The following is a 22,393-nucleotide window of genomic DNA, read 5'->3' as shown; positions in this document are numbered from 1 at the left end:
GTGACGATGCCTTGCATCGTGTGGTCCATCTTGTCGACGAAGCTGTTGACCCAGCCGGCCAGGGTGCCAGCCTCGTCGCTGTTGAAACGCTCCAGGGCCAGGCGGTTGCTCAGGGGCGCGCCGCATTCTGCGGTATCGAGAAAGAAGTCCGACAACGATTGCAGGGTGCGCGCGCGCTTGCGCAGGCTGAATGCCCAGAAACCGGCCAGCAACAGGCTGGCACAGGCGAAGGTCAAGGGGGCGGCATGCTCGATGGCTTGCTGCTGCAGCACCCACTGCAAACCACCCAGAGCGAGCAGGCCGGCGAGCAACTGGCTGGCCAGTGAGTAGCTGAGGCTGCGCTGGCGATAGACTTCTTCCAGATCGCCCTCACACATCATTCCCCAGGTATCCGGAGAGCCGGGTAGACGCAGGGTCAGCCCCGCGCCGATGACGGGTACGCGGCGGTAGTCCGGGTAGCCGGGGTAGAGCACGAACATATTACTGCCGTGGCGGATGGTTTCGCGCACACCGGGGTGCAGTTCGCCGGTCGCGGGGTCAGTGAAGCGCAGCTCGAATTCGGTGTGTTTTTGCACGCTTACAGTGCCGAACGGGGTGTGCACGCCCTGTTTCAGGTTTTCCCCACCGGTGAAGGCGTCGTCTTCAAAACGCGAGCGCGACAAAGCAGTCCCGGGTGCGACCTTGCCATCAGCGCTGGCCACCATAAACAGGTAATTGTCGCCGGAGTCGCGGTAGACATGCCCGGCTTCGCGTTGGATCAGGTCACTCATGACATCGTTGGGAATGCGTGCGCACAGGCAGCCGACCACCTGGCCGGCATGCTGCAGGGGCTGGTGGAACATCAGGGTGACGGCGTCATGAAACTTCGAGGTGGTCGGGCCGAGGCGCAGGGTCGCCTCATCGACATAGGGACCGAGCAGAAATTGGCCCTTAAGGCCCTTGGCCAGTGCGTCTGCAGGGTGAACCTGGCCCTGATGCGCGGCATGGGTGGAGGCGAGGATGCGGCCTTTGAGGTCGACCACGAACAGCTCGGAGACTTCCGGCATATGCCCGCGGGCCCGTTGCAGAATCTCGGGCGAGAGGTTGGGCCAGCGATGAGTCAGCGCTGCGCCGACCAGTTCGAGCTCCTGCCAGTACTGGCGCGTCCAGGTGGTGAGCAGGTCGACACGGGTCGCGGTGAGGCCGGCAAAGGTTTTCTCTACGCGCTCGGCCTGGTGGGCGTTGAGTAGCCAGGACCAGCGCATGGCCAGCTTGCCGGCTCTGCCGAACCAGGGCAGCCAGCGACGCTCATGGCCTTTGAAGTCCATCTGGTGACTGCGTAACTGCATATATGCGCCCCTATCCGCTGCTTAAACGACCTAAGCATAGCCCCGGCATATTGCAATAAATGAGCCGGAGGGGCGGGGCTTAGCCGTTTAACAGTGTTAGGCGCTCACGCACGGCGGCCTTGATACCCGCTTCGTCCAGTCCGCACTCGGCGAGCATTTGCGCCGGCTTGGCGTGTTCGACGTAGTAGTCCGGCAGGCCCAGATGAAGCATAGGCGTTGATAGGCTTTCCCGCGCGAGAAACTCGCTGACCGCGCTACCGGCGCCGCCCATGATGCTGTTTTCCTCGATGCTCACCAGCAGCCCATGGCTTGCCGCCAGCTCGCGCACCAGGGCCTCGTCGAGGGGTTTGACGAAACGCATGTCGACCACGGTGGCATTCAGGGTTTCGCCGACCTTGAGCGCTTCGCGCAGCTGCACGCCGAACACCAGCAGCGCGACGCCCTGACCCTGGCGACGGACCACCCCACGACCGACTTCCAGGGGCGACAGCCCCGGTTCGATCACCGCGTTAGGGCCGCTGCCGCGCGGGTAGCGCACCGCTGCCGGGCCGTCGTAGAGGTGGCCGGTGCTGAGCATGCGGCGCAGCTCGTTCTCATCGCTCGGGGTCATCACCAGCATGCCGGGGATGCAGCGCAGGTAGGAGAGGTCGAAGCTGCCGGCGTGGGTCGGGCCGTCTTCGCCGACCAGGCCAGCGCGGTCGATGGCGAAGAGCACGTCGAGGTGCTGCACGGCGACGTCGTGGATCAGTTGGTCATAGGCGCGCTGGAGGAAGGTCGAGTAGATCGCCACCACCGGTTTGGCCCCTTCGCAGGCCATGCCTGCAGCGAGGGTCACGGCGTGTTGCTCGGCAATCGCCACGTCGAAGTAGCGCTCGGGGTAGCGCTCGCTGAACGCCACCAGGTCCGAGCCTTCCTTCATCGCCGGGGTGATGCCGACCAGGCGCTCGTCCGCTTCGGCCATGTCGCACAGCCACTGGCCGAACACGCTGGAGTATTTCGGGCCAGTGGCCTGCTTCTGGATAGAAAGAGGCTGCGCCGCAGGTGCGTTGATCGGTTCCAGCTTGGTGATTGCGTGATAGCCGATGGGGTCGACTTCGGCCGGAGCGAAGCCCTTGCCCTTTTTCGTGACCACATGGAGGAACTGCGGGCCGTCGAGGTCGCGCATATTGCGCAGGGTCGCCAGCAGAATCGGCAGGTCATGGCCGTCGATGGGGCCGATGTAGTTCCAGCCCAGCTCTTCAAACAGGGTGCCGGGGACCAGCATGCCTTTGGCGTGTTCTTCGGTCTTGCGGGCGATTTCCCAGGCGCCGGGCAGGCGCGAGAGGACTTTTTTACTGCCCTCGCGCATGCTCGCGTAGGTGCGGCTGGAAAGAATCTTGGCCAGGTAGTTGGACAGCCCGCCAACGTTCTTGGAGATCGACATGTCGTTGTCGTTGAGGATCACCAGCATATTGGCGTTGACCTCACTGGCATGGTTCAGCGCCTCGAAGGCCATGCCGGCGGTCAGTGCGCCATCGCCAATCACGGCCACGGCCTTGCGCTTGCTGTTCTGCAACTGGGCGGCGATGGCCATGCCCAGGGCGGCGCTGATGCTGGTGCTGGAGTGGCCGACGCCGAAGGTGTCGTACTCGCTCTCGGAGCGCCGCGGGAAGGCGGCGATGCCGTCCTTCTGGCGTAGGCTGCCCATGCGCTCGCGGCGTCCGGTGAGGATCTTGTGCGGGTAGGCCTGATGGCCAACGTCCCACACCAGGCGGTCGTCGGGGGTGTCGAAGACGTAGTGCAGGGCGATGGTCAGCTCGATCACCCCAAGGCCCGCGCCGAAATGCCCACCGGTCTGGCCCACCGTGTACAGCAAGTACTGGCGCAGTTCGTCGGCCAGGGTGTCCAGCTCGGCTTCGGCCAGGCGACGCAGCGCGTCCGGCGTGTTCGCACGGTCGAGCAGGGGCGTCAGCGGGCGCTCACGGGGGATCTCATGAAAGGTCGTCGGCATCAGGCGGATCGTTATTCAGGCGTAGAAGCCTGGCAGTTTACCCGATGCACCCTATGTGACCCAAACACCGTGTGCGGTCTTGGTGTGCCTTTCAGCCCTTGTTCGCCTGCAGCATGGCGCTGGCGTCGAAGCCCAGGCGCAAGGTGCCCCAGTGACGGCCCTCAATGAAGAAGGGCACGTCGATCTCGGTCATGATTTCCCCGGTGTCGCGCACGTAGGTGTGCAGCAGGAAGCGCTGGGTGTTGCGCGCTGCGCGCAGGCCCGAGGGGTCGGTGAATTTGCGCTTGTCGCGGCTGCCGACCAGGTCCTTGCTGCGATCACCAGTGGGTGGGCGCGAGAACCAGCTGTTGTTGACCGGGCAGTAGCCCTGAGTGTCGACGATAAAGGCCACCTTGCCGCCCGGGGTGTCCTTGACCAGTTGGTCGCAGCTGCTCTGGCAGAGCTCAGCCAGGCGCTGGGTGTAGCCGGTCAGGTATTGCTGCGGGTCGGTGCCGGCGACCGGGCGGTAGTGCTGGTCGAACAGGTTGACGCCGCTACGCTGCAGGTCGACCAGCTGCACCTGCAACTGGTCACGGCACTGGCCGGCGCGGCTGATGGTCGCATCCAGCTCGCCGTGGCCGAGGACGAAGCGGCCGATGGTGTCCTGCACCTGCTCGGCGACGCTGGAGAGGTCGCGGGTGGCCTGGGAGGACTGCTGCATGCTCTGGTCGATGGCCTGGCTCTCGCTGTGGATCTGGCTGACCCGCTGGTTGATGCCGGCGTTGCTCACCGCGAACTGCTCGACGTGGGCGGCGATGCCGGCCAGGCTGTCGTTGGTGCTCTGGAAGTCGGTCACCAGTTGCGCGAAGTTCTCCGAGGCCTTCTGCACCACATCGCGGGTGCTGCTGGCGCGTTGGCTGATGGCCAGGGTCTGCTGGTGGGTGGTGCTGACTTCCTGGAGCATCGCGTCGATATTGCGCGCGATGTCTTCGGTAGCGGTGTTGACCTTCTGCGCCAGGCTGCGCACTTCGTCAGCGACCACCGCGAAGCCACGGCCGCTCTCGCCAGCCCGCGCGGCTTCGATGGCGGCGTTGAGGGCCAGCAGGTTGGTCTGCCCGGAAATGTCCTGGATCATCCCGACGATCGACTTGATGCTCGCCGAGCGCTGGTTGAGGCCGGCGACCAGTTGACTGAATTCGCCGAGCTGGGTGGAGATCAGGTTGATCTGCCCGGTGACTTCCTGCAGCTCGCTGTAGGAGTGCCGGGCCATGTCCAGGTTGTGCGCGGTGGTGGCGGCGATGCCCTGGGTTTCCTGGGAAACCTCGTGGATGCGGGCTACTGCGTCGCTGCTTTCGTCCATCACCTCCTGGGCGAAGCGGGTCTGGTGCTGGGTGCTCTGAGTAGAACCGAGGATGTTCTTCAGCGACTTGGCCGATTCCACGGCAATGCCCACGGTCAGGGCTTGAACGCTGGCGATGGTTTCGCGCTGCTTGGCCAGAAAGCGGTTGTAGGTGGCGGCCAACTGGCTGATTTCGTCGTGGGTCAGCTCTGGCATATCGCGGGAGAGGTCGCCCTCACCATTGGCCACGTCTTCCAGCGAGCCGATCATCTGCCGCAGCGGACGTACGATCAGGTGGCGGAAGTAGCCAACCATAAAGGCGATAAACAGCAGCGTGGCCAGGCCCGCCGCGAGGGCCGCATGACACAGGCCCGCGAGCTGTTCGGCGACGGCAGCCGTGACCTGGGCATCGACCCGAGCCTGGCTCAGCAACGCGAGTATCGTCTCGGCACTGTGCACGGCCAGAAAATAGAGCGCCACGCTCAGCAGCACCAGCAGAAACAGGCTGGCCAGTTTGCGGGTCAGCGAGTTGAACAGTACACGTTCGCAGTCATCGTACAGCGCCATCAGCAAGGCCATAGGTCGCTCCTCCAGGAGCAAGATCGGTCACATTCGGATCCAGTCGGCGTGCAGGCATGCTCACGGCTGCATGCAGGTTACCGCGCAGAGTCTATTGCTGCCGCTCTGGGGCGGCAGCGGGCGAAACGGCGACAGCCCCTATTTCATCGGCGCGTAGGCCATGAAGTTGAGGAAAGTAGGAAATTTTCCCGCGTGACTGTGACAGCTTAGGGTATGGCGCGGTGTGGCGTTCGGCGCCGCTCAGCTGCGCCGCTCGACGATATAACGTGCCAGCTCGCGCAACGGCTCGGCGGCGTGATCGAATGGGCGCAGGGCATGCAGCGCCTGATCGCGCAGCTCTTGGGCGTAGGCTTTGGCAGCGTCCAGGCCGAGCAGGGCGGGGTAGGTCGGCTTATCGTTCGCCTGGTCTTTGCCCTGGGTCTTGCCGAGGGTGGCGGTGTCGCTTTCCACATCGAGAATGTCGTCCTGCACCTGAAACGCCAAACCAATGGCCCGCGCGTAAGCGTGCAGGGCCTTGAGCGTGCGGTTGTCCGCATTGCCACTGGCCAGGGCGCCGAGGCGCACACTGGCTTCGATCAGCGCGCCGGTCTTGTGTCGGTGCATGCTTTCCAGGGCGGTCTGGTCCAGGCGCAGGCCGACCGAGCCCAGGTCGATGGCCTGGCCGCCGACCATGCCGGCCGGCCCGGCGGCTTTGGCCAGGCTGGCGATCATCGCCAGGCGCACCTGGGCATCCTGCGGGTTGCGCTGGCTATCGGCGAGCACCTCGAAGGCCAGGCTTTGCAGGCCGTCGCCGGCAAGGATCGCGCTGGCTTCGTTGAAGGCCTTGTGGGTGGTCGGCTGGCCACGGCGCAAGTCGTCATCGTCCATGGCTGGCAGGTCGTCGTGCACCAGGGAATAGGCGTGAATCAGCTCGACCGCGCAGGCCGCGCCATCGGCGTGCTCAACTGCGCCACCGAGGGCTTCGCAGGCGGCATAGACCAGCAGCGGGCGCACGCGTTTGCCGCCGTTGATCACGCTGTAGCGCATGGCCTGGTAAAGCGTGCCGAGGTCGGCCTGGGGCGCTAGGAACAGACTGTCGAGGGCGGCGTCGACGCGGCGTTGGCACTGGGCCTGATAGGCCGCGATCATGCGTTGGGTTCCGCGTCGAAGGGGGCTTCCTCCAGCTCGCCGTCGCGTTCGAGGAGAATCTGCACTTTCTGCTCGGCCTGGGCCAGGGCGGCCTGGCAGTCACGGGTCAGGCGAATGCCCTGCTCGAAGGCGCTGAGCGACTCTTCAAGCGACAGCTCGCCGTTTTCCAGGCGCTCGACCAGGCTTTGCAAATCGGTGAGGGACTGCTCGAAATCGAGCGCGACTTTTTTACGGGCCATGGCGGCGGGTCTCTGGCGGGTTCTGGAACCGGCGCGACACTAGCAGAGGCGCGCCTTGCAGGGCAAATCCGGTGGTCGTGTCAGGCGCCATTCAGACGGCGGCGTAGGTGGCCCAGAAGTAATACAGGGTCATCGCGCTGCCCACCAGGATCACCCAGGCGCGCAGCAGCGGCGCTGGCAAACGCTGGCCGAGGGCGCCGCCGACATAGCCACCGACGATGGCGCCGACCAGCAGGATGGCCAGCTCCGGCCAACTGACCCGCCCGGCGAGCACGAAGGTGACGGTGACCACGCTGTAAATCACTGCCGAAATCAAATTCTTCAACGCGTTACTGCGCGCCAGCGCATGCCCCTCGATGGAGAAGGCCGCCAGTTGCAGGATGCCCATGCCCGCGCCGAAGTAACCGCCGTACACCGACACGCCGACATGGGCGGCCAGTGACAACGGGCTGTGGGCCGGCAACGGCGCTTCGGCGCGGCGTGCCGCCAGCCAGCGGGCCAGCCAGGGGCTGGCGGCGAACAGCGCGGTGGCGGCGAGCAAGAGCCAGGGGATCAGCCGCGCGAACAGCGCATCGCCGCCCATCAGCAGCAGCGTTCCGCCGAGCAGCCCACCGAGCAAGCCGGCACCCAGCAAGGGCCACAGGTAGCTGCCCAGCGGGCGCAGGTTATACCGTGCGGCCCAGGCCGCGGCCACACTGGCCGGCCATAGCGCTACGGCATTGGTGGCATTGGCCGTTACCGGCGGCAAACCGACAGCCAACAGGGCTGGGAAGGAAAAGAACGTACCGCCACCCGCCAGGGCGTTCATGGCCCCGGCAGCAAAGCCGGCGGCGACCAGCAGAATCAGTTCAGGGATCGTCATGGAGCATCGCTCGCACCAAAAAGATGCGTGAGTATGCCCGAGATCGCGCGAGGACTTCATTGCTAGATGAGCTGCTAAGGGCTATGTCCTGGTTTTGTGTTGCGCTCAGGTGCTGGGGCTTAACGGTAGAGCCGTAGGGTGCGCCGTGCGCACCGCCTTAGGCTGCAAGACTCTTGGTGCGCGCGGCGCCCCTGCTACTCGTGCCGCGCTGAGGCTGAATCACCTGCTGAGATGGCGCGGTAAACCGATGGAAATCAACGCCGCCAACAGCACAAAGGCCGAGGAAATCCACAGGCAGGCCGCCAATCCATAGGCCTGATATACCCAGCCCGACAGCAGCGTGCCAAGCAGCCGGCCGAGGGCGTTGGACATGTAATAGAAGCCGACATCCAGCGACACGCCGTCTGCCTTGGCGTAGCTGACGATCAGGTAACTGTGCAGTGAGGAATTCACCGCAAAGAGCGCACCGAATACCAGCAGTCCGCCAAGCAACACCCACTGCGCCGATAACGCAGTGTCGAGGCCGAGGGCGATGGCGGCCGGCAAACCGGCCAGCACCGCAGCCCAAGCGAATGCCGCGCGGCCATCGGGCACCCGGCCGCTGGCCTTGCCGGTGATGGCCGGGGCGAATGACTGCACGATGCCGTAGCCGATCACCCAGATAGCGAGAAAGCCGCCGACCCGCCAGAAGTCCCAGTCAAACACGCTGGAGAGGTACACCGGCAGCGCTACGACAAACCAGACATCGCGCGCACCAAAGAGAAACAGCCGCGCGGCTGAAAGGATATTGATCGCTCGGCTCTTGGACAGCATGTCGCGAAACTTCGGCTTGGCCTTCGCTTTGCCCATGTCCTTTTTCAGCAGCAACAGGCTGGCCAGCCAGATCAGCGTCAGCACAGCCGCCATGACCAGCACCGCGCCGGCAAAGCCGAGCAGCGCCAGCAGCGCGCCGCCCATAAAGAAGCCCACACCCTTGAGCGCGTTTTTCGAGCCGGTAAGGATCGCCACCCACTTGTACAGCGTGCCCTGCTGGCTGTCTGGCACCAGCAGCTTGATCGAGCTCTTGGCGCTCATCTTGTTCAGGTCTTTGGCGATGCCCGACAGTGCCTGGGCACCCATGACCCAGGGAATCGTCAGCCAGACCGCCGGCACGGTAAGCATCAGCAAGGCCGCCACCTGCAGGCCCAGGCCGATATTCATGGTGCGATTGAGGCCCACGCGCGCGCCCAGGTAACCGCCGACCAGGTTGGTGATGACGCCGAAAATCTCATAGAACAAAAACAGCGCGGCAATCTGCAGCGGCGTGTAGCCGAGGCTATGAAAGTGCAGCACCACCAGCATGCGCAACGCGCCGTCGGTAAGGGTAAAGGCCCAGTAGTTACCGGTGACCAGCAGGTATTGGCGGATCTCGGGGGAAAGTCGGGCGAGAGCGTGCATATCGATCCTGCTGGGGAGGTAAGTGCGATCCGGTGGGAGGGCTGGGCGGCATTCCGTTTTAGCCGCGACAGCAGTTGAGGCAAGTCGCGGCTAAAGCCCCTCCCACATCATCGGGTCAGGCGGACTGGCCAACCATACGCGCCAGTTCCACCGCGCGGTTGGCGTAGCCCCATTCGTTGTCGTACCAGGCGTAGAGCTTCACCTGGGTGCCGTTGATCACCATGGTCGAGAGCGCATCGATGATCGAGGAGCGCGGGTCGGTGCGGTAGTCGATGGACACCAGCGGTCGCGCCTCATAGCCGAGAATCCCGGCCAGGGGACCGTCGGCGGCGGCTTTGAGCAGGGCATTCACCTCCTCCACCGTGGTCGGCCGCTCCACCTCGAATACGCAGTCAGTCAGCGAGGCGTTGGCCAGCGGTACGCGCACCGCATGGCCGTTCAGCTTGCCGCGCAGCTCGGGGAATATCTCGGCAATCGCCGTGGCCGAGCCGGTGCTGGTGGGGATCAGGCTCATGCCTGAGGCGCGGGCGCGGCGCAGGTCTTTGTGCGGTTGATCGAGGATGCTCTGGGTGTTGGTCAGGTCGTGGATGGTGGTGATCGAACCGTGGCGGATGCCGAGGTTTTCGTGGATCACCTTGACCACTGGGGCCAGGCAGTTGGTGGTGCACGACGCCGCCGTCACGATGCGATGCTGCGCCGGGTCGAACAGCTGTTGGTTAACGCCCATGACGATATTCAGCGCCCCGGCTTCCTTCACCGGCGCGCAGACCACCACGCGCTTGACGCCCTGGTCGAGATAGCCTTGCAGCACCGTGACGGTTTTCATCTTGCCGCTGGCCTCGATTACCAGGTCGCAACCGCTCCAGTCGGTGTCGGCAATGGCCTTGTTGGCGGTGACCTGGATGCGTTTGCCGTCGATCAGCACGCACTCGCCTTCACTGCTCGCCTCATGCTGCCAGCGGCCATGCACCGAGTCGAAATTCAGCAGGTGAGCGTGGGTCGCCGCATCGCCGGCCGGGTCGTTAATCTGCACAAACTCCAGCTCAGGCCAGCCCCAGGCGGCGCGCAGCGCCAGGCGACCGATACGACCAAAACCGTTGATGCCTACTTTAATAGCCATGGACAGATTTCCTCTCGAACGTGGTTAGGCGCCACGCGGCGCAAACATAATGATCGCCATGCCGAGCATCGCCACGGCGGCGCCCAGCAGGTCCCACTGGGTTGGGCGAATGCCGTCCACCAGCCACAGCCAGATAATCGCCATCGCCACATACACCCCGCCGTAAGCGGCATATACCCGCCCGGCGGCGGTCGGGTGCAGGGTCAGCAGCCAGGCAAACAGCGCCAGGGAGGCAGCGGCCGGCACCAGCAACCAGATGCTCTTGCCCTGCTTGAGCCACAGGTACGGCAGGTAGCAGCCGATGATCTCGGCCAGTGCCGTGAGGGCGAACAGCCCGATGGTATTGAGCATGCTTACCTCAAAAGCCGAGCCGCAGCTGGCCTGGTCGTATGTATGGGCTGTGCTCCAGCGCCTTAAATGGCCGCCTGATTGACCCGTTTGGATAGCTGTTCGGCTGACTCCTTGCGCTCGGAGTAGCGGTCCACCAGGTAGTCCGTTTGGCCGCGTAGCAGCAGGGTGAACTTGACCAGTTCTTCCATTACATCCACCACCCGGTCGTAGTAGGCCGAGGGTTTCATCCGCCCGGCGTCATCGAATTCGAGAAAGGCCTTGGCCACCGACGACTGGTTGGGGATGGTGAACAGGCGCATCCAGCGCCCGAGTACGCGCATCTGGTTCAGCGCATTGAAGGATTGCGAGCCACCGCTGACCTGCATCAGCGCCAGGGTCTTGCCCTGGGTCGGGCGCACCGCGCCCATGCTCAGGGGAATCCAGTCGATCTGCGATTTGAACACCCCGGTCATTGCGCCATGGCGTTCCGGCGAGCACCAGACCATGCCCTCACTCCACAGCACCAGTTCGCGCAGCTCCTGCACCTTGGGGTGATCCTCAGGCGCATCGTCCGGCAACGGCAGGCCGCTGGGGTTGAAGATCCGCGCTTCGGCGCCGAACTGTTCAAGCAGCCGCGCGGCTTCTTCGCTCAGCAGGCGGCTGTAAGAGCGCGTCCGGTTGGAGCCGTACAGCAACAGGATGCGCGGTTTGTGCGCCGCGACCGGTTGCGCCAGTCTGTCCGGGGTAGGAATGTCCAGCAGCGCGGGGTCGATATTTGGTAGCTCAGTGGTCATGACGTTTCTCCGCAATTCAGGGGTTCAGCCGCACAGCGCCGCGCGATCAGGGCGGTCACGCATGCTGTGCAGGCGCAAACGGTCTTCGGCCAGTTGCGGGTCGTCAGCCGTCAGTACCTGGGCCAGGGTCTGGTTCACCCAGGCCGGCAACAGCGGGTGCAACCGGTAGTAGACCCATTGCCCGGCCCGGCGGTCTTGCAACAGGCCGCTGCTGCGCAGCTGGGCCAGGTGGCGAGAGATTTTCGGTTGGCTTTGCTGCAGGGCGGCGGTCAGTTCGCATACGCACAGCTCGCCTTCCTGAACGATCAGTTGGGTCATGCGCGCGCGGGTGTCATCGGCCAGGCACTTGAACAAGGTGACCGGTGCCAGCATCTGCTGCGGGGCCTGGGCCTTGCTCTTGACCAGCACGAACATCTTGATGCGCTCGTGGATCTGCTGCAGACAGTGCTTGTAGGCATTCTGCTGCTGGCTGCTGGCCGGGTCCTCGAAGTCCCAGGCGATATATTCGCCGGCCCCGGGCAAGGTGCTGCACTCGAACGCGGACTTGTCGCACAGGGTGATCACGTAGTCGAACTGCTGACCGTCGAAGCTCTCCAGCGGCTTGCTGTGCAGGCCATCGGTGCTCACGCCCAACTGCTCCAGGGCCTGGCGCGCACGCGGGTCGACCTCACCAGGCAGCGTGCCGGCGCTAAAAGCCTCATAGCCCTCCGGGTCGGCATGGCGCAACAGCGCTTCAGCCATCTGCGAGCGGGCGGCGTTGGCCACGCAGAGAAACAGCACGCGGGTCTTTTGGCTCATAGCGATGGGTGTCATGCAAATACGGTTTGGCGAATATATTGATATCCGTATATCTTGTAAACCGTATATCTTCATAGCCCGACATTCGCCACCAGCGAGTCACCAAGGAGCGACTGCATGACCGCACAAGCCCCAGTGGGTGTGCTGATTATCGGCGGCGGCCAGGCCGCCCTGGCCACCGCCTACTTTCTACGGCGCACCCAGCTGTCGTTTCTGCTGCTGGATGATCAAGCCCAGCCCGGCGGCGCCTGGCAGCATGGCTGGGATTCGCTGCATCTGTTTTCTCCAGCCACCTGGAGTTCGATTGCCGGCTGGCAAATGCCCAACCCAGCGCCCGGCTACCCGCACCGCGATGCGGTGATTGACTACCTCGCCCAGTACGAGGCGCGCTATCAGCTGCCGATTGTGCGGCCGGTGCATGTCGATTCGGTGACGCGCGACGGCGAGCTGTTTGTGGTGCAGGCCGGCACCCAGCAATGGCGTTGCCGCGCCCTGGTCAGCGCCACCGGCACCTGGAGCAAGCCGTTTATCCCGGCTTACCCAGGCCAAGCGGAGTTTGCTGGCCAGCAGCTGCACTCGGCGCATTACCGTAACCCGCAGGCCTTTGCTGGCCAGCGTGTGCTGGTGGTGGGCGGCGGTAACTCCGGGGCGCAGATTCTCGCTGAGGTGTCGAAGGTCGCTGAGACCCTGTGGATCACCCCAGAGCCGCCAGCCTTTCTGCCCGATGAGGTCGACGGCCGGGTGCTGTTCGAGCGCGCCACCGAACGCTGGAAGGCCCAGCTGGAAGGCCGCGTGATCGACCAGCCGGTGGGCGGCCTGGGCGATATCGTGATGGTCGAGCCGGTACGCGAGGCCCGCGGGCGCGGCGTGCTGGTGGCCGAACGGCCGTTCCAGCGCTTCACCGCAGACGGTGTGGAGTGGGCCGATGGTCGCCGCGTATCGGTAGATGCGGTGATCTGGTGCACCGGCTTTCGCCCGGCACTGGATCATCTGCAGGGCCTGGGTGTGCTGGAAGCCGATGGCAAGGTCGCCGTCGATGGCACCCGCGCCAGCAAACAGCCCAACCTGTGGCTGGTCGGCTATGGCGAATGGACCGGAGCGGCCTCGGCCACCCTGATCGGCGTCACCCGCACCGCGCGCAGTACGGTCAATGAAATCACCGCAGCCCTGCAGGGCGATACAGATCAATAGCAAAGCAGCCAAGCGCCGCTAGAGTCGGCGTTCAGTTGCAAGGAAATCGCAATGTCCAGCCAGTGTGAAGTGATCAGCAAGCAAGCCGCAGGTGCCCCTCTGGGGTTTTTCGAGCGTTACCTGACGCTTTGGGTGTTTCTCTGCATTATCAGCGGCACCCTGCTCGGCCTGGTCGCCCCCGAAGCAGCGCAGGCGGTGGGCGCGCTGGAAGTTGCCCAGGTGAATATCCCGGTGGGCCTGCTGGTCTGGGTGATGATTATCCCCATGCTGATAAAGATCGACTTCAGCGCCATCGGCGAGGTCTACCAGCAGCGCGCCGGCCTGGGCGTGACCCTGAGCATCAACTGGCTGATCAAGCCGTTCACCATGGCCTTTATGGCCTGGCTGTTTCTGCGCCATGTGTTCGCCGACTGGCTGCCGGCCGAGCAGGTCGACAGCTACGTGGCCGGGCTGATTCTGCTCGGCGCCGCGCCTTGCACCGCCATGGTGTTCGTCTGGAGCAACCTGTGTAAGGGCAACGCCAACTTCACCCTGACCCAGGTAGCGATCAACGACCTGGTGATGGTGTTCGCCTTCGCGCCCATCGTTGCCTTGCTGCTCGGCGTGTCATCGATCCCGGTGCCCTGGGACACCCTGCTGTTGTCGGTAGTGATGTATATCGTCATTCCCCTAGCCATCGCCCAGTTTATCCGCGCGCGCCTGCTGCGTCGGGGTGATGCGGCGTTGCAAGCGGTGCTCGCCCGCATCGGGCCGTTCTCCATCCTCGCCCTGCTCGCCACCCTGGTGCTGCTGTTCTCCTTCCAGGGCCAGACCATCGTTGCCCAGCCGCTGATCATCGCCATGCTGGCGGTGCCGATTCTGCTGCAGACCCTGTTTATCGCCGCACTCGGCTATTGGATGTGCCGGCAACTCAAGGTGCGCCACGATATCGCCGGGCCGGCGGCGATGATCGGCGCGTCGAATTTCTTCGAGCTGGCGGTGGCGGTGGCCATCGCTCTATACGGTTTCAACTCCGGCGCCGCGCTGGCCACGGTGGTCGGTGTGCTGATCGAGGTACCGGTGATGCTCTGGCTGGTGCGCATGGTCAATACCAGCAAGGGCTGGTACGAGCATACGTAACTGCCTCCGTGCTGGAGTGGCCTTAACCGGTGCCGCCCCAGCCAGCCAACTGACTGGCCGTCAGCGCAGCAACAACAGCGGGCTGGCCGAGGTGCGGATCATCGACGTGGTGGTGCTGCCCACCAGGAATTCGCGGATGCGCGAGTGGCCATAGGCGCCCATCACCAGCAGGTCGACACCGTGGCTGGCCTGGTACTCATGCAGGGCCGGTTCGACATCTCCCTGCACCAGCGCCTTGTGCACCTCGAAACCTGCGCCTGCCAGCACGCTTGCCGCGTGCTCCAGTGGTTGCCAGTTGCTGGCGACGTCCGGGCCGACCATCACCAGGTGAATCGGCAGGCCTTTGAATAGCGGGCTGGCAGCGAGCATCTCGACACCTTTGTGGGTCGTCGCGCTAGCGTCGAACGCCAGCATCAGGCTTTGCGGCGCGCTGAAGATGTTGGGTGTGACCAGGATCGGCCGGTGCAGGCTGCGGATAACGCTTTCCAGCTGGCTACCCATCGGCTGGCCGGCGCTCGGGCTGGCATCGCCCTGTTTGCCGATCACCAGCAAGCGGATATCGGCTTCCAGCTCGTGCAGCGTATCGGCCAGGTCGCCATGGCGTTGTTGCAGAGCGACGGTCGCGATACCGCTGGCCATGACCCGCTCTTTGGCCGCACTGAGCATCAACTGGCCCTGCTCGAAGGCCAGCTTGCCGCGCTGCTCATCCAGGGCGGCGAGTTGTTCGAGCAGATGCTCGCGGCTACCCAGGCCGATGTTGCCGCTAAGGTCGCCCTTTTGCGGGTAGAGGCTGCGGTCAATGACATGCAGCAGGTTCAGCGGTGCGCCCAGGCGCGTGCTGGCCCAGGCGGCGAAGTCGCAGACGGCAGTGGATGAGGCAGAACCGTCGATACAGGCCATTACGTGGGTCATTTTTAGTGTCCTCTTGTTAGTGGCTCATAAGCTTGTCGATGGCATCGGGTTTGTCGTGCACGCCAAAGCGGTCGACGATGGTCGCGCTGGCCTGGTTCAGGCCCAGCACCTCGACCTCGGTCCCTTCGCGGCGGAATTTGATCACCACTTTGTCCAGGGCCGCGACGGCGGTGATATCCCAGAAGTGCGCGCGGTTAAGGTCGATCGTCACCTTGCTCAGGGCTTCCTTGAAGTCGAATGCCTCGACGAACTTGTCTGCCGAGGTAAAGAACACCTGGCCAGTCACAGTGTAGGTTCGCTGGCCGTCCGCATCCGCGCTGCTGGCGATATGCATGTAGTGGCCGACCTTGTTGGCGAAGAACAGCGCCGCCAACAGCACGCCGGCCAGCACGCCGAATGCCAGGTTGTGCGTGGCCACCACGACTACCACGGTGACCACCATGACGATATTGGTCGAGAGCGGGTGCTTCTTCAGGTTGCGCAGCGAGTCCCAGCTAAAGGTGCCGATGGACACCATGATCATCACCGCGACCAGCGCGGCCATGGGGATCTGGCTGACCCAGTCACTGAGAAACACCACCATCAGCAGCAGCACGACGCCGGCCACCAGGCAGGAGAGACGACCGCGGCCGCCGGATTTCACGTTGATCACCGATTGGCCGATCATCGCGCAGCCCGCCATGCCGCCGAGCAGGCCGGAGGCGATATTGGCCACGCCCTGGCCTTTGCATTCGCGGTTCTTGTCGCTGGGGGTGTCGGTGAGGTCATCGACGATGGTGGCGGTCATCATCGATTCCAGCAGACCAACCACGGCCAGTGCGGCGGCATAGGGGAAGATGATCGTCAGGGTCTCGAGGTTCAGCGGTACGTCTGGCCAGAGAAAGATCGGCAAGGTATCCGGCAGCTCGCCCATGTCGCCGACGGTACGGATATCCACGCCCCACAGCATGGCCACACCCGTCAGCAGCACGATGCATACCAGCGGTGACGGGATGACCAGGCTCTTGCTCCAGCGAAACAGCACGGTCGCCAGTGCCAGGCCTATGATCACCGCGCCATAGCCGAGGCGAGCATCAACACTGCCCAGTACCAGGGCAAAGCCGATGATCAGCGCGTACAAGCCAATGCCTGGGAAGCTGTACTTACCGAGCCAGGGCAGACCGTAGATCAGTACCAGCCCTGCAGCGGTCATGGCATAGACGTGCCAGGTGACATTGGTCAGCTCGGGCAGTTGCGCCATAAAGATCAGAATGGCCAGCGCATTGACGAAGCCCGTCACCACCGAGCGTGAGACAAAGCGCATCAGCGAGCCGAGTTTCAGATAGCCCGCGCCAATTTGCAGCAGGCCGCACAGCAGCGTGGCCGCCAGCAGGTATTCCAGGCCATGGTTCTTCACCAGGGTGACCATCAGCAGCGCCATGGCGCCGGTCGCTGCGGAAATCATGCCCGGTCGGCCGCCGACGAAAGCGATCACCACGGCGATACAGAAGGAGGCATAGAGGCCGACCTTGGGGTCGACGCCGGCGATGATGGAAAAGGCGATGGCCTCGGGGATCAAGGCCAGGGCCACCACGAGACCGGCGAGCACGTCGCCTTTGATATTGGAAAACCAGGTGTGTTTGAGCGAGTGGAACATCGGAATTCCCAGGGCAATAGACCGTACGGCGCAGCATGCATGGCGCATGTGGCAGTTCGATTCAGATTCATATTGTGGGTTTAAAAGGCTGTGGCAGGTCTCAGAACCGGGTGCACAGCAGCGCATGACCGCTGGCAGGGCAGACAGTCACGGGTAATGCGAGGGGGCGTAGCGCTATGGCGGCGTAGGCAGCCAGAGGGTGTTGGAAGTCATGGGCTCGATCGGTAGTGAGTTCACGTCGAAGCCGTGCACATTACAGCAAATGGCCGCAGGGTTCGACCCTGGCGTGCCCTGCGGGGAGTGCCGATGCGTGGTGGAGGTGCTGCGCGTATAGATTTTGCCAACCTTGACCGCACATCGTCGCTTGGCATAGAAACACGGCTTGTGGATGGGCTCTAGGATCTAATCTATTGATTTAAATTTATTTATTTTTATGCGGCCATCTGCCTGCGCGCTAACACTGCATTCATCCATTCTCTGGGTACATGGACAGATGCGTTGGGCAGCTGATACCTTCCTAAAAGGTAATACCTTTAGATAATGAGGGTTAGGCTATGGCCACTTCTATCAAGATTGATGACGAGTTGAAGAGTCGTATTCAGCATCTGGCGGGGCTGCGTCAACGTTCTCCCCACTGGATTATGCGCGAAGCGATAGCGCAGTACGTCGAGCGCGAGGAAGCACGCGAGAGCTTCAAACAGGAAGCCTTGGCGTCGTGGACGGCGTATCAGGAAACGGGTCGGCATTTGACCGGCCGAGAGGCTCGGGCCTGGCTTAATACCTGGGGGACTGAGGCTGAGGCGGAGCTTCCCGAGTGCCACGATTGATTATCACCGAAGGTGCGGCGCAAGGGCTGGAGCGCTGTCGTCAGTTTCTGGCTGGGAAAGGTCCGCAGGTAGCCCGGCGAGCCGCTCAGGCGATTGAGCGACAATTCTCTCTGCTGGAAAAAGGACCGGAAGTAGGTCGCCCATTTGCAGAGCTGCCGGAATTACGTGAGCTGATCATCGAGTTCGGTGATTCGGGTTATGTTGCACTCTACCGGCATGAGCGCGCGGATGACGCTGTTTATGTGTTGGCCTTTCGGCATCAGAAAGAAGTCGGTTACTGAGTTTTAATTCTTGTGATCACTACACGCTCTTCGCAGGTGGCGTGCTCTATCACGTTCTCGACCTGTTTCAGATTCAGTTTGCCGCCGGATGGGCTTGTCTAGACTTCCAGCTAGGGTTGTTTGGTTATTTCAGGCATAAAAAAACCGGCTTGTGGTCGGCTTTTTATATCCATTAAGCTATTGATATAAATAGATATTTTGTTTTTTGTTTAGTTTGTTCCTCCGTTTATTCCCCCATGCTGTCTTTGCGTAACTTGAACGGTTAGGCAGTTGCCCTCCGTCAGCCTAATGCAACATAGGCTGTGGGGCAGGACGAAGAGTCTTGAGGCCCAGTTGAACCCTCTCGCTAGCCCTTGTGTAGTGATCGGTTGTTGATGACGCTTGTAATTACCATGAAACCTTCATGGATATTGACTTTGCGGTCTCAGCAAGCGCGGAATACTCAGCCGGATCGTCGTGCGCCGGGGCTGACCGGAACGGCTGAAGATATGGGTGGGGGCAGAGATAAATTTGGCGTGTTTGGAAGGCTCAACTAATTCCGAGTCCCTTTGCATCGTGGATAACACGAACAACCCCAGAAGTGTTTCCCTGCATTGCGCCCTTTTTTTGCCATGCGTTTTACCATGGGTGAACGACAAACCGGGCAGCTCACAGGGGATGCTGCTCCCTGTCCAGCGCTTGAGCGTACCTGTTGGTGCGGTAGCGCCGCTTGAGGCTTTATCTGCTGCCGCTGTGGCTGTGGCACTGGCTTTTGGTACTGCGTATGAAACGGCTGAGTCGGTGCAGCCGGCCTCGGAATGGGCGGATTAATAGATCCATGAGGTGGTGTTTTGATTCCAAGAGCCGCACAGTCCCGCTCGGCCCGAGCGCGATCTGTTAACGCTTGCATTAGGGGCAATGCTGGCAAATTCTTGTTGGCAGCAAGCCTTGATGGTGCGTTCTGCAGCGCTGCCAATCCTGACCGCAACTTGGCCTGTAAAGCCGCTCTTTCAGTGGAAGCAGTTGCTCTTAAAGTATCCTCGTCCCTCTGGTCGGCAGGGTCATAAGCTGGGTTATATCGGAATTTCGCCTCATGATCCCTGCGCCATTGTAGGAGCTTACGCGTCAATGCCTCCCCAAACCCAGGTACCGTCATCACCGCTTGATAGTTGATATCGGCCGCAGACTCGATACCAAACGAAGCTAAAGCAGCCATCTTCGCCGGGCCGATTCCCGAAATCCTTACTCGGCTAAGAAGGAACCGATCAAGGAAAGCATGGCGCTGACGAGCTTCCCTGGTTGTTTTCAGCCGCTCTAGCGCATGGGTAAGCCCGGCCTCCAACTGTTGATATTTTGCGATGCAGCTTTCCAGCTCATTACGCAGATGGAAAATTTCTGTGAACCCAACTCTCTGTAGGTGAGTAAGGGAAGCCTCACGCACCCGATTGTCAGCATCGATATAAACCTTCAGCAGCGGAGCTGTATCGATCTTTGCCGTCATCAGAAGAGACAATCCGAACAGGCCAAGCATCCCCCATACTGCTACACCCTCTGGTAACGCCAAAAAGGCGAAAAAGGCAGTCAGCGCAATAGCGCCGCCAAGAAACCGTTGTCTTTTCCGCTTATTTTGGGCTTTCTGAATAATGGGAAGCTGCGCGCCCAGATCACCTATCCGCGTGGGCAAGATGTCATCGGGTCGAGGTAAAGGAGCTGCGCGAATGGCGGCTGCAATCTTGCTAAGGTCAAATGACAGATCGTCAGAAATATCCCCAGAAACTTTTCCTGCCGTGAAGTCGACAGGGAACATCTCCACGCCTGACTGTTCGGTAATTCGGCACCACACACAGCTTGATGCGACATGAGGGAAATAATGCGAGGAAAATTTGCTGCATCGACGCAGGCTTGTCTCGAGCTCATTTAGCAGTTTTACCCAGATTCCCGGATCTGGTCGGTTTGAGGGATCGAGACCAAATGCAGCTTCAAATGCAAGAGCAATTGATTGTGGGAAGTCAGTGAGCTGGATCGAGCCTGGTGGGGGTGTGGTACGAGTTGCGCTCCGCCGCGCCACCGAATATGCAAAGCGGTGTTGCGCAATCGCTTGGCCCAACGAAAGATCTTCGCCACTATAGCGGCCTGAATATGGATGTTTTCCCATGGCTAGTAGCTGGAAGATCGCCACCGCAAGGCCAAAGTTATCGTGGGCACGCGTGCGCTCTACCTGACTAAGATTTATGCCATGTAACTCTGGCGGCGTGAAGTCTTCTGTTCCAACCACACACGGAAAGGAGCGGCCGTTCAAGTTGAATTGAAAACTGTCGGCGTCGATGAGAGCCGCCGTGGCGTCGGTAGCAACGAGAACACCCGAGTGATTGAAGTCCCCAATAACACATCCGGCTTGATGTACTGTCGCGACCGCACGTGCAACGTTTTGCGCCGTTCTGATCAAGAAGCGATAGTCAGCCTTGGGAAATTGAATCTTCCGGGACTTCGGGCTGTAAAGCTCATGGATTGGCCTGAACCCCGACACCAATCGCATTGTGAAACCTGCGAAGGCTCCCGAATCATCGGTTACAACCGCAACAGGAAATGCAACTAGACTGGACTTCTCAGAGAGTCGCCCCTCCACCATGGCGCGAACTTTCGTCTCGCGCGAGCCTCGCAGATTTTCCTTGTAAACTTTGACCGCCTGATCAGGAAGTCCAGAGATAGCGTATACATCACCCTCACCTCCTCGTCCAAGTCGTTTTCCAAGGTCTGCGCTCTTTCCTGCGATGCGAATTGAAGCGGCGCTCATCGTTTTGAGATCAAGATCAGTGTTTTGTCATCATCCGTACGCTCGCAAATGCGCGGGGTCTCAAGATACTTGGCAAGTGCCTCCGACAGTCTGGCAAGCCGTCCATTTCCTTCAGCCTCATCAATAGCCTTTATCATTGGGTCAAAGAAACGGGCAAATGGTTGTTGAGTTGCCTGCTCTAGCGCGACGCTCTCCAATCCATCGGAAAAAAGAGCAAAAGCATCATGCTCAAGATCACCGCTCACACAGTGCAATCGCACCTCTGGATCATCGGTGACGAAAAATGTAGTGGACGCGAACTCGCCGTTCTCAGGCCAGCATAGAGCTTCCCATTCCCCATTCTTTCTCCCTACAAGCGCACTGTCACCAATTTGCAGAGTCAAGAATTGATCATTGGAAACAACCAGCATGACCAATGTTGCAGCGAATTGACGGCGGGTGAGCTCGTGCCGTGCCGCTACCACGCTCAGTCGGTCACGTAAGTCATCAATCCAGCACCGAACAGTATCGTCATCTGGAAGATGATTGTGATCTAAAAACCAGTGTCTAAAGGCGACAAGCAGGTGGCGACAAACCAACGAAGCACCCTCGCCCCCGTACGCAGCACTGCCAGCACCGTCGGAAACTACTGCAAGCAGAGCGCTAGAACTCAGTCGAACGCCATAGGCATCCTGCTTACGTGTTTCTAAGCGCTGGTGGGACGTGCCGATACTTGAGGCTGCTGCCCAGCGCCAACGAGGGTCAGCCCGCAACTGCCCACCCATCCGGAGCAGTAGGGTTCACCAGCGGAACAGCATCCCCTGGATTAGATTGCGAGACTGCACTCAGTGAACTGGAGAGCCATGCGAATAACTCACGGAAAGCCAGGCCCTTTAGCTTGAGAGGCTGTCGGGTAGCCAGTTGAGAAAGAGTGGAAATATCGGCTCCTTCAACTCCCACTGCATAGAACATGAATTCCTTGCGCTCTTCACCGCTGTGAACCCGTTGGCGAGCATCATGCCAGTTGTCTGTAGGCGCTCCATCAGTAATCAGAAAAACCCATGGCCGGTAATATTTGACGCCATTTGCTCGATACCGATCCTTGCGCTCACGCAAAAGATCCAAGGCGCAAACAATCGCTTCTCCCATGGGGGTACTGCCACTCGCCTCCAGCATTTCAGGATAGAAGCCGTCCACTGTCGTAAAGTCAGTTCTGACGCTGACAGGGCCGAAGGTTAGCAAGGCCAACTCTACTCGCTTGGCCGCCATTGCATCGGCCTGCAGATCCTCTTTGAAGAACTGAAGCGCTTCATTAAGCTCCCGAATTGGTGCTCCTTGCATTGAGCCGGATGTGTCTAGCAGAAGCACGCAGGGGCATCGCTGTTCAGGGTTTTCTGCAAACTCGGCGTCCGCAAAGGGTTGCTGTGTAGTGGTCTAATTTCCCCGGACACCTCGATAGGTGGAAAATACATCTATCGAGGAGTTTGCCCATGTCCCAAAAACGCAGAACATTCGATGACAGCTACAAGCTGGAAATCGTGAAGATGATTAAGGATCAAGGCCTTACCGTTGCACAGGTTTGCCGAGATCAGAGTATCGGTGAAACCGCCGTACGGCGCTGGGTACAGCAGTATGAGTCCGAGCAATTAGGGCAGGCCGGAATCGGCAAGCCGCTGACGGCTGAGCAGCAGCGCATTCGGCAGTTAGAACAAGAAAACCGGCAACTCAAGATGGATAACGACATCTTAAAAA

20 protein-coding genes and 1 pseudogene are annotated in these 22,393 nt (G+C 61.4%); 5 read left to right on the top strand and 16 right to left on the bottom strand.

Annotated elements, in window-relative coordinates; translation table 11 throughout:
- Positions 1-1,407: 1,407 nt before the first annotated feature.
- From dxs to BMW49_RS25345, 11 genes and pseudogenes are all read right to left on the bottom strand, one after another.
- The gene (dxs, locus tag BMW49_RS12435) at positions 1,408-3,318 is read right to left on the bottom strand and encodes a 1-deoxy-D-xylulose-5-phosphate synthase (RefSeq protein ID WP_069519194.1); all 1,911 of its coding nucleotides are present in this window, start codon (positions 3,316-3,318) and stop codon (positions 1,408-1,410) included.
- A 91-nt stretch (positions 3,319-3,409) separates the two neighbouring features.
- A complete protein-coding gene (locus BMW49_RS12430; protein ID WP_371850872.1) occupies positions 3,410-4,657 on the bottom strand; it encodes a methyl-accepting chemotaxis protein in 1,248 nt (415 codons plus the stop codon).
- A 189-nt stretch (positions 4,658-4,846) separates the two neighbouring features.
- Positions 4,847-4,906 (bottom strand): annotated as a pseudogene (locus BMW49_RS25620) (hypothetical protein); the annotation flags it as partial.
- A 549-nt stretch (positions 4,907-5,455) separates the two neighbouring features.
- On the bottom strand, positions 5,456-6,343 hold the full coding sequence (ispA, locus tag BMW49_RS12425) for a (2E,6E)-farnesyl diphosphate synthase (protein WP_069519192.1): 888 nt from the start codon (positions 6,341-6,343) through the stop codon (positions 5,456-5,458).
- Positions 6,340-6,582 carry an exodeoxyribonuclease VII small subunit gene (locus tag BMW49_RS12420; protein WP_069519191.1) on the bottom strand — a complete coding sequence of 81 codons (243 nt, stop codon included), beginning with the start codon at positions 6,580-6,582 and terminating at the stop codon, positions 6,340-6,342. The genes ispA and BMW49_RS12420 overlap by 4 nt, the downstream gene beginning before the upstream one ends.
- Before the next feature lie 91 nt (positions 6,583-6,673).
- Positions 6,674-7,444: a sulfite exporter TauE/SafE family protein gene (locus tag BMW49_RS12415; protein ID WP_069519190.1), complete on the bottom strand. Its 771-nt coding sequence runs from the start codon at positions 7,442-7,444 to the stop codon at positions 6,674-6,676.
- Positions 7,445-7,663: 219 nt separating this feature from the next.
- Positions 7,664-8,881, bottom strand: coding sequence for an organoarsenical effux MFS transporter ArsJ (arsJ, locus tag BMW49_RS12410; RefSeq protein WP_069519189.1), 1,218 nt, complete (start codon positions 8,879-8,881; stop codon positions 7,664-7,666).
- A gap of 115 nt (positions 8,882-8,996) precedes the next feature.
- A complete protein-coding gene (locus BMW49_RS12405) occupies positions 8,997-10,001 on the bottom strand; it encodes an ArsJ-associated glyceraldehyde-3-phosphate dehydrogenase (RefSeq protein WP_069519188.1) in 1,005 nt (334 codons plus the stop codon).
- Positions 10,002-10,025: 24 nt separating this feature from the next.
- Positions 10,026-10,352 carry a YnfA family protein gene (locus BMW49_RS12400; protein WP_069519187.1) on the bottom strand — a complete coding sequence of 109 codons (327 nt, stop codon included), beginning with the start codon at positions 10,350-10,352 and terminating at the stop codon, positions 10,026-10,028.
- A gap of 62 nt (positions 10,353-10,414) precedes the next feature.
- Complete coding sequence (gene arsH / locus BMW49_RS12395) at positions 10,415-11,125, bottom strand: arsenical resistance protein ArsH (protein WP_069519186.1); 711 nt, start codon at positions 11,123-11,125, stop codon at positions 10,415-10,417.
- A gap of 24 nt (positions 11,126-11,149) precedes the next feature.
- Positions 11,150-11,923, bottom strand: a complete 774-nt coding sequence (locus BMW49_RS25345) for a metalloregulator ArsR/SmtB family transcription factor (protein WP_069519185.1) — start codon at positions 11,921-11,923, stop codon at positions 11,150-11,152.
- A gap of 117 nt (positions 11,924-12,040) precedes the next feature.
- Here BMW49_RS25345 and BMW49_RS12385 point away from each other — a divergent pair, with 117 nt between their 5' ends.
- Both BMW49_RS12385 and arsB read left to right on the top strand, forming a co-directional pair.
- On the top strand, positions 12,041-13,114 hold the full coding sequence (locus BMW49_RS12385) for an ArsO family NAD(P)H-dependent flavin-containing monooxygenase (RefSeq protein ID WP_069519184.1): 1,074 nt from the start codon (positions 12,041-12,043) through the stop codon (positions 13,112-13,114).
- Positions 13,115-13,165: 51 nt separating this feature from the next.
- Complete coding sequence (gene arsB / locus BMW49_RS12380; RefSeq protein WP_069519183.1) at positions 13,166-14,233, top strand: ACR3 family arsenite efflux transporter; 1,068 nt, start codon at positions 13,166-13,168, stop codon at positions 14,231-14,233.
- 60 nt (positions 14,234-14,293) lie between these two features.
- Here arsB and BMW49_RS12375 read toward each other — a convergent pair whose 3' ends face one another.
- Together BMW49_RS12375 and BMW49_RS12370 are read right to left on the bottom strand one after the other, a co-directional pair.
- A complete protein-coding gene (locus tag BMW49_RS12375) occupies positions 14,294-15,145 on the bottom strand; it encodes a universal stress protein (RefSeq protein WP_069519182.1) in 852 nt (283 codons plus the stop codon).
- Between the two features lie 16 nt (positions 15,146-15,161).
- Positions 15,162-16,781, bottom strand: a complete 1,620-nt coding sequence (locus BMW49_RS12370; protein ID WP_069519181.1) for a SulP family inorganic anion transporter — start codon at positions 16,779-16,781, stop codon at positions 15,162-15,164.
- Between the two features lie 554 nt (positions 16,782-17,335).
- Between BMW49_RS12370 and BMW49_RS12365 the strand changes: the two genes are divergently transcribed.
- Both BMW49_RS12365 and BMW49_RS12360 read left to right on the top strand, forming a co-directional pair.
- Positions 17,336-17,608: a CopG family ribbon-helix-helix protein gene (locus tag BMW49_RS12365; RefSeq protein ID WP_069519180.1), complete on the top strand. Its 273-nt coding sequence runs from the start codon at positions 17,336-17,338 to the stop codon at positions 17,606-17,608.
- On the top strand, positions 17,596-17,889 hold the full coding sequence (locus tag BMW49_RS12360; RefSeq protein WP_069519179.1) for a type II toxin-antitoxin system RelE/ParE family toxin: 294 nt from the start codon (positions 17,596-17,598) through the stop codon (positions 17,887-17,889). Before BMW49_RS12365 ends, BMW49_RS12360 begins: the two co-directional genes overlap by 13 nt.
- 532 nt (positions 17,890-18,421) lie before the next feature.
- Here the strand turns inward: BMW49_RS12360 and BMW49_RS25125 are convergent.
- From BMW49_RS25125 to BMW49_RS12350, 3 genes are read right to left on the bottom strand one after another with little or no spacing between them, the layout of a single operon-like run.
- Positions 18,422-20,662 (bottom strand): topoisomerase DNA-binding C4 zinc finger domain-containing protein, encoded by a 2,241-nt coding sequence (locus tag BMW49_RS25125; RefSeq protein ID WP_139133826.1) that lies wholly within the window; start codon positions 20,660-20,662, stop codon positions 18,422-18,424.
- Positions 20,659-21,426 (bottom strand): PP2C family serine/threonine-protein phosphatase, encoded by a 768-nt coding sequence (locus BMW49_RS12355; RefSeq protein WP_069519178.1) that lies wholly within the window; start codon positions 21,424-21,426, stop codon positions 20,659-20,661. Before BMW49_RS12355 ends, BMW49_RS25125 begins: the two co-directional genes overlap by 4 nt.
- Complete coding sequence (locus BMW49_RS12350) at positions 21,404-22,009, bottom strand: vWA domain-containing protein (protein ID WP_083251754.1); 606 nt, start codon at positions 22,007-22,009, stop codon at positions 21,404-21,406. The genes BMW49_RS12355 and BMW49_RS12350 overlap by 23 nt, the downstream gene beginning before the upstream one ends.
- 122 nt (positions 22,010-22,131) lie before the next feature.
- Here BMW49_RS12350 and BMW49_RS12345 point away from each other — a divergent pair.
- Positions 22,132-22,393, top strand: a 262-nt coding sequence (locus BMW49_RS12345) for a transposase (RefSeq protein ID WP_139205700.1), incomplete at its 3' end; no start/stop codon positions are given.

The sequence above is a fragment of the Pseudomonas cuatrocienegasensis genome, assembly GCF_900110925.1.
GTDB classification, from domain to species: Bacteria; Pseudomonadota; Gammaproteobacteria; order Pseudomonadales; family Pseudomonadaceae; genus Aquipseudomonas; species Aquipseudomonas cuatrocienegasensis.
This window is presented reverse-complemented; position numbering and strand designations above follow the sequence as displayed.

Coding starts and splice junctions, on each gene's coding strand:
- dxs (WP_069519194.1), bottom strand. CDS start 3,318: ATGCCGACGACCTTTCATGAGATCCCCCGTGAGCGCCCGCTGACGCCC.
- BMW49_RS12430 (WP_371850872.1), bottom strand. CDS start 4,657: ATGGACGAAAGCAGCGACGCAGTAGCCCGCATCCACGAGGTTTCCCAG.
- ispA (WP_069519192.1), bottom strand. CDS start 6,343: ATGATCGCGGCCTATCAGGCCCAGTGCCAACGCCGCGTCGACGCCGCC.
- BMW49_RS12420 (WP_069519191.1), bottom strand. CDS start 6,582: ATGGCCCGTAAAAAAGTCGCGCTCGATTTCGAGCAGTCCCTCACCGAT.
- BMW49_RS12415 (WP_069519190.1), bottom strand. CDS start 7,444: ATGACGATCCCTGAACTGATTCTGCTGGTCGCCGCCGGCTTTGCTGCC.
- arsJ (WP_069519189.1), bottom strand. CDS start 8,881: ATGCACGCTCTCGCCCGACTTTCCCCCGAGATCCGCCAATACCTGCTG.
- BMW49_RS12405 (WP_069519188.1), bottom strand. CDS start 10,001: ATGGCTATTAAAGTAGGCATCAACGGTTTTGGTCGTATCGGTCGCCTG.
- BMW49_RS12400 (WP_069519187.1), bottom strand. CDS start 10,352: ATGCTCAATACCATCGGGCTGTTCGCCCTCACGGCACTGGCCGAGATC.
- arsH (WP_069519186.1), bottom strand. CDS start 11,125: ATGACCACTGAGCTACCAAATATCGACCCCGCGCTGCTGGACATTCCT.
- BMW49_RS25345 (WP_069519185.1), bottom strand. CDS start 11,923: ATGAGCCAAAAGACCCGCGTGCTGTTTCTCTGCGTGGCCAACGCCGCC.
- BMW49_RS12385 (WP_069519184.1), top strand. CDS start 12,041: ATGACCGCACAAGCCCCAGTGGGTGTGCTGATTATCGGCGGCGGCCAG.
- arsB (WP_069519183.1), top strand. CDS start 13,166: ATGTCCAGCCAGTGTGAAGTGATCAGCAAGCAAGCCGCAGGTGCCCCT.
- BMW49_RS12375 (WP_069519182.1), bottom strand. CDS start 15,145: ATGACCCACGTAATGGCCTGTATCGACGGTTCTGCCTCATCCACTGCC.
- BMW49_RS12370 (WP_069519181.1), bottom strand. CDS start 16,781: ATGTTCCACTCGCTCAAACACACCTGGTTTTCCAATATCAAAGGCGAC.
- BMW49_RS12365 (WP_069519180.1), top strand. CDS start 17,336: ATGGCCACTTCTATCAAGATTGATGACGAGTTGAAGAGTCGTATTCAG.
- BMW49_RS25125 (WP_139133826.1), bottom strand. CDS start 20,662: ATGAGCGCCGCTTCAATTCGCATCGCAGGAAAGAGCGCAGACCTTGGA.
- BMW49_RS12355 (WP_069519178.1), bottom strand. CDS start 21,426: ATGGGTGGGCAGTTGCGGGCTGACCCTCGTTGGCGCTGGGCAGCAGCC.